Raw genomic sequence first — 13,235 nt, forward strand, 5'->3', positions numbered from 1 at the left:
AATGTAGACATCAACAAAAAGAGAAACGAAATGGAGGAAAGGAATCATGAACGAAACAATGCTTGCCCTTCTGGGTTTTGCGACAATTATCACAATTATTGTTTTGTTACTGAGAAACGTAACGGTTCCGGCGTTGGCTTTTATTGGGGTGTCTACAGTGACAGCGGCTATCTTAGTGGCAACAGGAACATTTACGATTAGTGAGATGGGAGAATTTATCGAAGCAGGTGTAGCCGGAGTACATTCAACGGCGGCATTATTTATCTTCTCTGTATTATTCTTCGGAATTATGACGGATGCAGGGATGTTTGACAAGATTATCAATGCTTTGATGAAAAAGGTAGGAAGTAATGTGGTTGGAGTTGCAGTCATGACTTGTGTGATTGCAATGATCGGACATTTGGATGGCGGCGGAGCGTCTACGTTCCTGATTACAATTCCGGCGATGCTTCCAGTGTATAAGCGTCTGAATATGCGTCCGACGACATTGATGCTGATCTGTGTAACCGCGATGGGTGTTATGAATCTGCTGCCATGGGGCGGTCCGACCATGCGTTCTGCAACCGTGCTTGGAATTGATCCGAATGAATTATGGATGCAGTTTCTTCCAATGCAGATCGTAGGAATTGTCATTGCATTTGCAACAGCGATTATCTGGGGAAATATCGAGAAGAAGAGAGGCGCGGGTACCGTACAGGCAGCAGTTGTGGATGCAGGTGAAAATGTGGCGGCGGAAGTGACGGGAGAAGAAAAAGAGAACGAGCTTGCAAGACCGAAATTATTCTGGTTCAATGTGGCTTTGACATTAATCATCATTGTCTGCCTGATCTTCCTGAAAGTACCATCTTATTATACATTTATGATTGGCTGCGCAATCGCCCTTTTCGTAAATTATCCGGGTGCAAAATTGCAGAACAAGATTATCAAATCTCACTCCGGACCGGCGCTTATGATGGCGTCCACGATTCTGGCAGCAGGTGTATTCCTGGGAGTACTGGAAGAAAGTGAGATTATGGTACACATGGCAAATGTCCTTGCGTCCTTCATCCCGACTGCGATGGGAAGATTCCTTCCATTGATTATTGGAATTCTGTCCGTACCATTAACATTGATGTTCTGTACTGATTCTTACTTCTTCGGACTTCTTCCGGTATTGATCGGAATTGGGAATGAATTCGGAGTAAATCCGGCGCATACAGCAATCGCTATGGTTGTATGCAGAAACTGTGCAACATTCATTAGCCCTGTTGTACCGGCAACTTTCCTTGGAACCGGACTTGCAGGCGTAGAGATTAAAGACCATATCAAAGCAAGTTTTGTATGGATCTGGGGAGTCAGCATTGTATGTCTGATTGCAGGTATCGTGCTTGGAGTATTGCACTTCTAACTTAAGTGGGTATTACTGGGTAATACCAGATGTAATAATAGGTTTTGCTTAAATTAGTAAACAAATTGAATGCCATGAAGAGAGACAGATGCCTGTGACGTGGGGCGTCTGTTTTTCTTTATGGCGGGAATTGGCAGTACACGGTAGTTCCTGTTTTACCCCAATTCCTAATTTACCCCATCTCTATAGAAAAGGAAGATTTACAGGGGTAGGGCATGGTGTTAGAATAAAAACTAGCACAGTGAATGCATGCGGAAGGAGTAAAAGCGTATGGACGTATATTGCGACGGGAATTTCTGGAGCCATGACGGGTACACCGATCATGAGCGGTTAAGGAAGGTATCGGTGAATCAGGATTTTACATGGGAAGATTTAGAAGGATTTATCCCGGCAATTTATGTAGGGGCAAGTGGAGTTGTCATGGATCTGTGCATTAGAGTCCCAATTGAGAAAGTCGAAGCATTCCTGGAGAAATGGAATCAAGATGAGAGACTCTCAGAACTGACACATGAAGAATATGAGCAGATGGAGCGGGAGAATCCATTTTCTCTTGAGTTTCAGGCATTGTTGTCGCTTGATGGAGTTGAATTAGTCAGAAGGCAGGTGTGTGCGACAGGATGGCATCCCCTTCGAACTGAGCAGGAATGTGTCGAAGTAGAAGCAGAAGAACTTAGGAAGGAATATGGGTGTAATCCGAAGAGCGGGTGGAATTTTGTGAGATGTGCTTATGGATGGCCGGAGGGTGTGAAGTATGAGGCTGATTCGCCAGTGTCAAGGAAGATCAAAGTGACTTTGCAGATGATGAAGACCCCGATTACAGCAGGGTATTTTACTACAGGAGATTCCGTTGTACCGGAAGAGGTTTGTGAGAAACGTGAGAATGGTTCCGGAAGTGGTTCCGAAAGTGCTGTGTTAGAAGAATGCAAAGGAAGAGAGATATTCGTTGTGCATCCGGTATCTGGAAAAGAATATAGAATGATATTACAGGGATGTGAACAGGTGCAGTTGGATCAGGATGCATTTGGCAGACAGCAAGAAGGCGTGGAATATCCGACTTGTTATCAGGTTCTGGCTTATCAGGTGGTGGAGGAGTTCTCGGAAGAGAAGTTGTCTTCGGAAGAATTTCGGATTCAGGACTGTGCAGACAGTGACCGGCCAAGAAAGAATGGGAAGGGAGACAAAAGGGGTGCATTTGGTTTCTTTGTAGCAGGAAAAAGGGCTAAGCCATCCATGCATACAGCAGTTTCGTCCTTGCATTTTGAACCGGTTACAGAGGTTTTGTGGAGAGTGATATTCGATGTGGAGGAGCGTAAGCCCGTGGAGATCAATGGGGAATGTTTCTTTTGATAGCATGAGAAATTATATGGTGTCTGTATGTATGGCATGAGGTTTATGAAATCTACCGGGCATCTTTAGAATATCTTTAGAATTTTATAACGACTCTTTTAAGAATTGTCAGGTATATTCATGATTACAGTGATGAGTATGTCTGACAGTTTTTGTTTTGGCATATATCTATAGAATTGGTAGAGAGCATTTTATACGAAGATAAGATGAGGAGAGAGTAGTTATGAAATATATTACGTTTGTAGTTCCATGTTACAATTCGCAGGATTATATGAGAAGGTGTATCGATTCTCTGGTCAAAGGAGGAATGGATGTAGAGGTGATTATTGTAAATGACGGTTCGTCAGATCTTACGGGAGAGATTGCGAGTGAGTATGCGGTGAGATTCCCGGGGATTGTAAGAGTCGTTCATAAGGAAAACGGCGGGCATGGCTCGGGAGTGAATGTGGGGCTTAAGTTGGCGAAGGGAGCCTATTTTAAAGTGGTGGATTCGGATGACTGGCTGGATGAGGATGCATACCGGAGGCTGCTTGCGAAAATCAAGGCATTCTGCAAGGGAGGTCATGGATGTGAGAATACGAGGGTTTCGCCGGATCTTTTTGTCTGTAATTATGTCTATGATCATCTGGATGAGGGGAGAGCCAGAAGTGTCAATTACAGGAATGTATTTCCAAGGGAGAAACTCAGCACTTGGAATGAAATGAAGTATTTCTATCCGTCCCAGTATCTGATTATGCATGCGCTGATTTATCGCACGAAGGTGCTGAGAGAATCAGGCGTGTGGCTGCCGGAGCATACGTTCTATGTGGATAATATATTCGCATACCAGCCGCTTCCCTTTGTGAAATACCTGTATTATATGGATATTGATCTGTATCATTATTATCTGGGAAGGGATGATCAGTCAGTGAATGAAAGTGTGTTGATGAGGCGGATTGATCAGCAGATTAAGGTTACGCGGATTGTATCAGGGTGTGTGGATATCTCGGAAGTGGCAAAGGAGTATCCGAAACTGGCTTGTTATATGAGGAGAAATATTTCCATTATGATGGCGATTTCCTCCATCCATCTATTACTGATCCGTTCGGAAGAGGCGGAACAGAAGAGGAAGGATCTGTGGGAGGGGATTAAGAATAGCAACCGGAGGCTGTATTATCAGTTGAAATACGGCACGCTCAGCGGGCTTACATATTTGCCTGGAAGGTTCGGGAGTAAGATAACTGTAGGCGGTTATCGGCTTGCAAGGAAAGTATATCAGTTCCAGTAATCACTATATTGGACGAGAGGAGAAGGAAATGGCACATATTTACATAGCGTTGGTGGATACACCAGGGATATTTGCATCCATAATAAGGCGGGTGCTGAAGCAGAAATACATTCATGTGGCGATTGCGCTGGATGCAGGACTTGAGGAGGCATACAGCATGGGGAGGCGTAATCCTTTTGTGCCGTTGATTGCTGGATTCGAGAAGGAGGATAAGAGGAAGATATTGTGTGCATTTCCAACAGCGGATTATATGATCTGTGAGTTGGAGTGTACGTTTAAGCAGAGAGAGAGTATTAAGCAGACTTTGTATCAGGATATGGAGCAGCGGCATCAGTATCATTATGCGATTCTGGGACTTCCGTTTATCTTGTGGAACAGACCTTTTTACCAGGAGAAGCATTATACCTGCTCGTCTTATATTGCGAGACTTCTTGAAGAGAACGGCATTACGATTTCTAAAAAGCATTTTTCACTGGTGACACCGAAGGATTTTTATGAGTATCCTGAAAAGAGTGTGTTGTTCGAAGGAGCGTTGTCCGAACTTGTGAAGAAAGACATGAGATGGAGAAGACGCAGACAGGAGGTAACGTATGAGTGCTGACGGCAACCAGAGAATCAGAAAGCGGGCAGTGGATATCTGTGTGTTTCTGGTAATCATGCTATTGACTTTCTATGCAGTGATTCATGGACAGGACTGGAACCAGATCTGGGCGGCACTTCGGAAAATGTCTATTCCGTACTTGATGCTTGCGGTGTTGACGGCGTTATTCTTCGTGAGCGTGGAAGGGATGATGATATGGTATCTGCTGAGAAGTATGCCTGATCGTAGGGGAAGTATTCGCCGGGAGGGGGTGCTGCGGTGCATCTCGTATTCATTCATCGGGTTCTTTTATTCTGGGATTACGCCGTCTGCCACCGGAGGGCAGCCGATGCAGCTCTATTATATGAAGAAGGATGGGAATTCTCTGTCGGATAGTTCGGTGGTGCTGATGACGGTCGCTCTGATCTATAAATTCGTGCTGGTTGTGATGGGGATTGGAATTCTGATGTTCTGGTATGCGCCACTTAAGGGATATCTGCAAGGATATGTTGGATTATATTTTCTGGGGCTTGCTCTGAATCTGATTCTTGTGGCAGTACTTCTTGCGGTGATGCTGGCACCTGGCGGAATGAAAGGAATTATATACAGGCTGGAACGTATTCTAGTAAGAATTAGGGTCCTGAAGGAATCTGACGATCGAAAGAAAAAGATTGACCAGTTTATAGATGGATATCGGGAAGCGGTTCGTTTCCTGATATCGAGAAGACGGAAGATAGGGATCGTGGTTATCTTTACGTTTGTGCAAAGAATCAGCGTGTTCTTGCTGACGGCACTGGTATATCTGGGATTCGCGCAGACGGGGACGGGTATATTGACTGTTATGATACTGCAGGCATCTGTATATATAGCGGTGGATATGCTGCCGCTTCCGGGGGCACAGGGGATTACAGAGATGATGTATTATGCGATCTTTCAAGGGGTGTTTGCGAAGGCATATCTGATGCCGGCGTTGTATGTGACGAGAGGGATTCAATTTTATTTTTTGTTAGTAGTTGGGCTTGTGGTTGTGTTGGTGAACTTAATGGGGGATGGGGACGGGGGTTTTTTCAATTTCCCCCGTCCCCTGTGACTTTCCGCCACATTTGATGGAGAATCCAAGCGCCAAAGAGGCAGGCGGCGATATAAACCGCAATTCCAACCCCGTCTCCAAGCACCATTGCGATTATGTGAAAGGCTTTCTGGCGCATATGGTAATAGGGGCTGATATAGAACATGTTAATATTCCCGTAATGATGGAATAAGATATTGAAAAAAGTTGCAATCAGGCAGCAGGCGAGATAGATGCCTGCTGTTTTTAAATAGCCTTTGTTGGAATAATCGGCTTTTCTGCCAAGCCCTGCGTAGATTCCGATGATAATCAGGAGAATATGCCATGCGAATGAGTGGATTGTAAGTGGTGTATAACTATAATGCATGCCGCTGGTATCAAAGAAGGTGAATATTCCGCCCATTAATCCAAAGTCCATGAGGAATGCAAGAAGGACACTTTGTACATGTGTGGAATTCACCCAGGGGAGAATCAGGCAGATGTACATGGGAATACTGCATAACTGGAAGGGGAAATGCCACCAGTAATAGGTTCCGTGATTGACCAGATAAGTAAGGCACCACTGCTTCCAGATCTCGCTTAGGAGCATTAGGATACCGCAGTATAAAAAGAAAGTTTTATGTTGTGGATGATGCGTTTCACTTTGTCTTTTCATCTTTTTCTCCCATATAAGTATCTCTTGAATTGTATTTATTATACACTTAATTGGATAAATGTGGTATAATATCGCGAGATGTTATACCTGTGCATAGGCAGTTTCTGAGGAACCGTAGAAAACTGCCGCACATCCAGCCGGAGGCACCGTAGCCGCTTGCGGCTATGGTATAATGTGAAGGCATGTCAAAATATGAGAGTGGATGTAGAATGAGGTGACAAGATTATGAAGACAAAAAATGCACTGATGCTGATATTGACGGCATTTATATGGGGAACGGCATTCGTGGCTCAGAGTGTGGGCATGGATTATCTTGAACCATTTACTTTTAACGGAGTGAGGAGTCTGATTGGTGGTGTGGCATTGCTTCCGTGTATCTGGTTTTTGCAGAGGGTAAATGAAAAAGATGAGACGGAAAAAAATAAAGGCAGCAGAAAAGATCTGATCCTGGGAGGAATTGCCTGTGGAATTCTGCTTTTTGTTGCCAGCAGCCTGCAGCAGTTAGGGATTCAGTATACAACGGCAGGCAAGGCAGGTTTTATTACTGCATTTTATATAGTATTTGTTCCGGTGCTTGGAATCTTCCTGGGGAAGAAGACAGGATGGAAAGTGTGGACTGCGGTAGTAATGGCGGTTGCTGGATTATATTTTCTATGTATGACGGAGAAATTCACGATTGGAAAAGGAGATGTGCTGATATTCTTGTGTGCGCTGGCATTCTCTGTACACATCCTTGTAATTGATTATTTTTCACCGAAGGTAGAAGGAGTCAAGATGTCTTGTATACAGTTTTTTGTATGTGGAATCGCATCTTTGCCGTTCATGTTCACTTTGGAGACACCGAGATTGGGGGCATTGTTCGCTGGATGGATGCCGCTTCTATATGCAGGAGTTTTATCTTGCGGTGTGGCATATACACTGCAGATTGTAGGACAAAAGAATGTAAACCCTGCAATTGCTTCTTTGCTGTTAAGCCTGGAATCCTGTTTCTCTGTGTTGGCAGGATGGGTAGTGCTTGGAGAAAAATTATCTGTCAGAGAGTCTATAGGATGCGTTTTGATGTTTGCGGCAATTATTCTTGCGCAATTGCCGGATAAAACGGTGGATAAGAAAGAGGAGGTACTGGAAAATGGATCATAATAAGTTGATTTTGGAGATGACGAAGTATTATAGCGGAGATCCTCAGAGAATTCAGCATTTCATGAAAGTTTATGCATATGCCAGAATGATAGGAGAGATGGAAGGAATTTCCGGAGAAGATCAGGAAGTTCTGGAAGTAGCAGCGATTGTTCATGATATCGGTATCAAAGTAAGCATGGAGAAGTATGGAGATTCCGTTGGAAAGCATCAGGAGGCAGAAGGACCGGATGTTGCCAGAGAGATGCTGGAGAGTCTGGGATATGATGAGTATTTGATTCAGAGAGTTTGCTATCTGGTAGGGCACCATCATACTTACCATGATATTGACGGAATTGATTACCAGATACTTGTGGAGGCGGATTTCCTTGTGAACTTGTTTGAAGATAAATTGTCAGAACATGCGATAGAATCTGCACTGAAAGAAATATTTGTAACGGCGGCGGGAATACGAATCTGCAAGTTGATGTTTGGCGTCTAGTGGGAGGTTATAGGAAATGAGATTTGTGATACAGAGAGTATTGGAAAGTGAAGTAAAAGTAGACGGAGAAGTACTTGGTAAGATCGGCAAGGGCTTCATGGTGCTTGTAGGTGTGTGTGATTCGGATACAAAAGAGATTGCCGATAAGATGGTGAAGAAGATGCTGGGGCTTCGGATTTTTGAAGATGAACAGGGAAAGACGAACCTGTCGCTTGATACCGTAGGCGGCGAACTGCTTCTTATCTCGCAGTTTACGCTGTATGCCAATTGCAAAAAAGGAAACCGTCCAAGTTTCATCGAGGCTGGAGCGCCGGATATGGCAGAGGAGATGTATGAGTACATTATCGGAAAATGTAAGGAACAGGTGGAAGTGGTAGAAAGAGGACGGTTTGGAGCAGACATGAAAGTGAGCTTGGTGAATGACGGACCGTTTACGATTATTCTGGATTCTGATACGTTGTAGCAATTGGGGACAGGGCAAATCGAAAAAGGGACACGGCAAATCCAATTGGGGACGGGGGGAAATTGAAAAAACCCCCGTCCCCAATTCGCCCAAATCGTTAAATATCTAATTAATTCTTTGTGAAATTCCCCATAATAATTATTAAAAAACCATAAATATATTGACATATATAAGCAAACTGCCTAATATAATCGTTAGACATCTAATTAATTGGCGCGTTTCGTCCGGAAAGGAGGCACATTATGAAGAAATTAGATGATGCATCTGTGTTTATCATCATGCATCAACTATTACATCTAAGCAAATACCAGGCTATGAAGGGAATGGAAGATGTAGGTTTAAAACCGAGTCAGGCAGGGGTTCTCTTCGTGCTGAATTGTGAAGGCAAACTCTCTCAGCGTGAGTTGGCGGAGAAGATAGGCATTACCCCGCCGTCTATGACGGTAGCGCTTAGAAAATTAGAAGATCAGGGGTATATCGTGAAAGAACCAGATAAAGAAGACCAGAGGATAATCCGTATTCTTCTTTCCGATAAGGGAAAAGAATGCATTGAGGAGCTTAAGGGAATTATGGAGAGTATGGAGGAGTTGTTATTCCAGGGCATCTCGCCGGAGGAAAAGATGTTTTTTAGAAGACTTATCCTGGAGATGCGAAAGAATCTTTTGAAATCGAAAGATTTTAAAGATATGGACATGAGAACAATTATAGAGAAGACAGGTTCGCCTATGAAACATAATTTCTAACATGAACTAACCAATATAGAATGGCTATGGATCAGGCATTAAGAAAGGAAAGGTGAGATATGCGTAAATTATTCAAGTTTTTAAAACCCCATGCGGGTGCAGTTCTGGCAATATTGTGCGTATTGATCGTGCAGGCTTACTGTGATCTGTCTCTGCCGACATATACTTCTGATATTGTAAATGTAGGTATCCAGCAGAGCGGTATCGATGAAAAAGTGCCGTATACGATAGCAGAAGAGAATCTGAATCATCTGTTGCTGTTTGTAGCATCCGACAAGCAGGACATTGTGATGGATTCCTATGAGAAAAGTACACAGTCCTATGATTATGACGGAAATGTCTTAGAACTTAAGAGTTCTGTAAAAGACGATGATGAGAAGGTGGAAGAACTTGCTTCCCTTCTTGGCAAACCGATGCTTCTGTGTGCAGGTCTTGACACCGGCAGTGATACAACAAAGCAGATGGAAGAGCAGTTTGAATCCATGCCGGATTCTATCATTGAACAGTCAGCGGCAGTCTACATTAAGAGTGCTTATGAAAATGTAGGCATTGATACGAATGAATTAGAGACAGGGTATATCCTTCGCATCGGCGGCAAGATGCTGGCACTGGCCGCGCTTGGAATGATAGCAAGTATTATGGTAGGTTTGATGGCATCTCGGGTAGGTGCCCAGATTGGACGTGGTGTCAGACGGGAGGTATTCCGCAAAGTGGTAGGCTTCTCCAACGGTGAATTTGACAAATTCTCAACCGCGTCACTGATTACAAGAAGTACCAATGATATCCAGCAGATCCAGCTGCTTACAGTGATGATTCTTCGTATGGTTCTGTATGCCCCGATTATGGCAGTCGGAGGAATCTGGAAGGTATTCAATACGAATGTAGATATGTCATGGATCATAGCCCTGGCAGTTATTCTGATTGTAATGGTTGTCGTTGTATTATTCGTGGTCGTCATGCCGAAGTTCAAGATTGTCCAGAATATGGTAGACCGCCTGAATCTGGTCAGCCGCGAGATTTTGACAGGATTACAGGTTATCCGTGCTTTCAGCACAGAGAAATATGAGGAAAAGCGTTTTGACAGGGCGAATAAAGATCTGACCAAGACCAATCTGTTTGTAAACCGTGCCATGACATTTATGATGCCGCTGATGATGCTGATTATGAATGGAATCACTGTATTAATTGTATGGGTCGGCGGGCACAGTATTAACGATGGAACCATGCAGGTAGGAGATATGATGGCATTTATTCAGTATACGATGCAGATCATCATGTCCTTCCTTATGATCTGTATGATCTCTGTTATGCTGCCAAGAGCCGCTGTATCTGCAGAACGTGTAGATGAGATACTCACGAGCAGTACGTTGATCAGTGATCCTAAGAATCCGGTAGAATTAGATGAAAATGGAAAAGGAGAAGTGGTATTCGACCATGTTTCCTTCCGATACCCAGGGGCAGAGGAAGACGTCCTGCAGGATATCTCGTTTGCCGCAAAGCCGGGGCAGACGACTGCATTCATAGGAAGTACAGGAAGCGGCAAGTCTACGCTGATTAATCTGATTCCGAGATTCTATGACGTGACAGAAGGAAAGATTACCATTGATGGCGAAGATATCCGAGGCATCACACAGCATGAACTACGTGATAAATTAGGCTATGTACCACAGAAAGGAGTTCTGTTCTCCGGAGATATCGCCTCGAATATCTTATATGGCAACCCGGATGGAAGCGAAGAAGAGATGAAAGAGGCAGCCGAGATTGCCCAGGCGACAGAATTCATCGATATGAAGAAAAAGAGATACCAAAGTCCGATCGCTCAGGGAGGAACGAATGTATCTGGTGGACAAAAGCAGAGACTGTCCATTGCAAGAGCCATTGCAAAACATCCGGATATCTATATCTTTGATGATAGTTTTTCTGCATTAGATTATAAGACGGATGTAAAACTTCGGAATGCCTTGAAAGAGAAGACCGAGGACAGCACGGTTATCATTGTTGCACAGCGAATCAGCACGATTCTTCATGCGGAACAGATTATTGTTCTGGATGATGGCAGGATCGTAGGAAAAGGAACACACAAAGAGTTGCTTAAGAATTGTGAAGAATATTATCAGATTGCATCTTCCCAGTTGTCAGAGAAGGAACTGGAAGATGATATGAAGGAGGTGGGCTAATATGGCACCGAGAGGTATGGGACACGGCGGTCATAGAGGAGGCGTGCCGGGAGAGAAGGCCAAAGATTTTAAAGGCACCATGAAGAAATTGATGACATATCTTGCGCAGTATAAGATTGCATTAATCTTCGTTGTCATATTTGCCATTGGAAGCACGATTTTCAATATCGTAGGACCGAAGATATTAGGAAAGGCGACAACAGAGATTTTTAACGGTTTGGTTGGCAAAGTAACAGGCGGAAGTGGGATTGATTTTGAGAAGATCGGGACGATATTGATCACGTTGCTAGGTCTGTATCTGTGTAGTGCGCTGTTTTCATTTATCCAGGGATATATCATGACAGGTGTATCGCAGAAACTTACTTACCGGTTGAGAAAAGAGATTTCGGAGAAGATTAACCGTATGCCGATGAATTATTTTGATAAAGTAACTCATGGCGAGGTCTTGTCGCGTATTACCAATGATGTAGATACACTAAGCCAGAGTTTGAATCAGAGCGCGACACAGGTGATTACTTCGGTGACGACAATCATTGGTGTTCTGGTTATGATGCTGAGTATCAGTCCGCTCATGACGGTGATTGCGTTGCTGATACTTCCGGTCTCTATGGGGCTGATTTCCGTAATTGTGAAGCGTTCGCAGCGATATTTTAAGAATCAGCAGGCATATCTGGGACATGTAAATGGACAGGTAGAAGAAGTCTACAGTGGACACAACATTGTCAAAGCATTCAATAAAGAAGAGGATGTTATCGCAGAATTTGACCGGGATAACGAGATCTTATACCAGTCTGCGTGGAAGTCTCAGTTCCTGTCAGGAATGATGATGCCGATTATGCAGTTTGTCGGCAATCTGGGATATGTGGCGGTAGTTATTCTCGGAGGATATCTGGCGATGAAGGAAGCCATCGAGGTGGGGGATATCCAGTCATTCATCCAATATGTGCGAAGTTTTACCCAGCCGATCCAGCAGGTGGCACAGGTGGCGAATATGCTCCAGTCCACAGCGGCGGCTTCGGAGCGTGTGTTCGAATTCCTGGAAGAAGAGGAAGAAGATCAGACAGTACCGAATGCAGTATCTGTGGATGGGCTGGAAGGACGTGTGGAATTCGACCATGTGAATTTTGGTTATAATCCGGATCATACGATCATCCACGATTTCAGCGCTAAAGTTGAGCCGGGACAGAAGATTGCAATCGTAGGACCAACCGGTGCTGGTAAGACAACGATGGTGAAACTGTTGATGCGGTTCTATGATGTCAATAGCGGTTCCATCAAAGTGGATGGGCACGACATCCGTGACTTCAACCGAAGCGAACTTCGTGAAATGTTCGGAATGGTATTGCAGGATACCTGGCTGTTTAAAGGCAGCATTGAGGAAAATATCCGCTATGGCAAATTAGATGCAAGCCATGAGAAAGTTGTAGAAGCTGCGAAGGCAGCCTATGTACACAGATTTGTTCAGACTCTGCCGGGCGGTTACGATATGGAACTAAATGAGGAGGCAAGCAATGTATCGCAAGGACAGAAGCAGCTCTTGACGATTGCAAGGGCAATCCTGGCTGATCCTAAGATTCTGATCTTGGATGAGGCGACCAGTTCCGTAGATACGCGTACGGAAGTTCGAATCCAGAAAGCAATGGATAACCTGATGCGTGGAAGGACCAGTTTTATCATCGCGCATCGTCTCTCGACCATTCGTGATGCGGATCTGATCCTGGTTATGAAAGATGGTGACATTATCGAACAGGGCAATCATGAGGAACTGCTGGCTCAGAATGGGTTCTATGCAGAACTATATAATTCTCAATTTGAGAGAAGCGCATAAGTTTGGGACGTAGTAAAACACAGTTTTACTACGTCCCAAACTAACAAATGTGGTGTACCTAATTGAAAAATGTCCTGTACCCATATAAGAATAAGGCGCCG

The 13,235-nt window shown here is 44.1% G+C and carries 12 protein-coding genes; 11 read left to right on the top strand and 1 reads right to left on the bottom strand.

Annotated features, from left to right (window positions below):
- Positions 1 to 46: 46 nt before the first annotated feature.
- From ACQRBN_RS02025 to ACQRBN_RS02045, 5 genes are all read left to right on the top strand, one after another.
- Positions 47 to 1,387, top strand: a complete 1,341-nt coding sequence (locus ACQRBN_RS02025; RefSeq protein ID WP_427737261.1) for a CitMHS family transporter — start codon at positions 47 to 49, stop codon at positions 1,385 to 1,387.
- Positions 1,388 to 1,657: 270 nt separating this feature from the next.
- Positions 1,658 to 2,734, top strand: a complete 1,077-nt coding sequence (locus tag ACQRBN_RS02030; RefSeq protein WP_427737262.1) for a hypothetical protein — start codon at positions 1,658 to 1,660, stop codon at positions 2,732 to 2,734.
- 223 nt (positions 2,735 to 2,957) lie between these two features.
- Positions 2,958 to 4,001, top strand: a complete 1,044-nt coding sequence (locus tag ACQRBN_RS02035; protein ID WP_427737263.1) for a glycosyltransferase family 2 protein — start codon at positions 2,958 to 2,960, stop codon at positions 3,999 to 4,001.
- 28 nt (positions 4,002 to 4,029) lie between these two features.
- Positions 4,030 to 4,602 (top strand): hypothetical protein, encoded by a 573-nt coding sequence (locus ACQRBN_RS02040; protein WP_427737264.1) that lies wholly within the window; start codon positions 4,030 to 4,032, stop codon positions 4,600 to 4,602.
- Positions 4,592 to 5,671, top strand: a complete 1,080-nt coding sequence (locus ACQRBN_RS02045) for a lysylphosphatidylglycerol synthase transmembrane domain-containing protein (RefSeq protein ID WP_427737265.1) — start codon at positions 4,592 to 4,594, stop codon at positions 5,669 to 5,671. The genes ACQRBN_RS02040 and ACQRBN_RS02045 overlap by 11 nt, the downstream gene beginning before the upstream one ends.
- Here the strand turns inward: ACQRBN_RS02045 and ACQRBN_RS02050 are convergent.
- Positions 5,649 to 6,305: a hypothetical protein gene (locus ACQRBN_RS02050; protein WP_427737266.1), complete on the bottom strand. Its 657-nt coding sequence runs from the start codon at positions 6,303 to 6,305 to the stop codon at positions 5,649 to 5,651. The genes ACQRBN_RS02045 and ACQRBN_RS02050 overlap by 23 nt on opposite strands.
- Before the next feature lie 225 nt (positions 6,306 to 6,530).
- Between ACQRBN_RS02050 and ACQRBN_RS02055 the strand changes: the two genes are divergently transcribed.
- From ACQRBN_RS02055 to ACQRBN_RS02080, 6 genes are all read left to right on the top strand, one after another.
- On the top strand, positions 6,531 to 7,445 hold the full coding sequence (locus ACQRBN_RS02055; RefSeq protein ID WP_427737267.1) for a DMT family transporter: 915 nt from the start codon (positions 6,531 to 6,533) through the stop codon (positions 7,443 to 7,445).
- The gene (locus tag ACQRBN_RS02060) at positions 7,435 to 7,923 is read left to right on the top strand and encodes an HD domain-containing protein (RefSeq protein ID WP_427737268.1); all 489 of its coding nucleotides are present in this window, start codon (positions 7,435 to 7,437) and stop codon (positions 7,921 to 7,923) included. The genes ACQRBN_RS02055 and ACQRBN_RS02060 overlap by 11 nt, the downstream gene beginning before the upstream one ends.
- Positions 7,924 to 7,939: 16 nt before the next feature.
- Positions 7,940 to 8,386 (top strand): D-aminoacyl-tRNA deacylase, encoded by a 447-nt coding sequence (gene dtd, locus ACQRBN_RS02065; protein WP_427737269.1) that lies wholly within the window; start codon positions 7,940 to 7,942, stop codon positions 8,384 to 8,386.
- A gap of 242 nt (positions 8,387 to 8,628) precedes the next feature.
- Entirely contained in the window at positions 8,629 to 9,129 is a 501-nt protein-coding gene (locus ACQRBN_RS02070) for a MarR family winged helix-turn-helix transcriptional regulator (RefSeq protein WP_427737270.1), read from the top strand.
- A gap of 59 nt (positions 9,130 to 9,188) precedes the next feature.
- Positions 9,189 to 11,306, top strand: coding sequence for an ABC transporter ATP-binding protein (locus ACQRBN_RS02075; RefSeq protein WP_427737271.1), 2,118 nt, complete (start codon positions 9,189 to 9,191; stop codon positions 11,304 to 11,306).
- A 1-nt stretch (position 11,307) separates the two neighbouring features.
- Entirely contained in the window at positions 11,308 to 13,134 is a 1,827-nt protein-coding gene (locus ACQRBN_RS02080; RefSeq protein ID WP_427737273.1) for an ABC transporter ATP-binding protein, read from the top strand.
- Positions 13,135 to 13,235 lie beyond the last annotated feature (101 nt).

The sequence above is a fragment of the Bariatricus sp. SGI.154 genome (genome assembly GCF_050313795.1).
Taxonomy (GTDB): Bacteria; Bacillota; Clostridia; order Lachnospirales; family Lachnospiraceae; genus CAMBRQ01.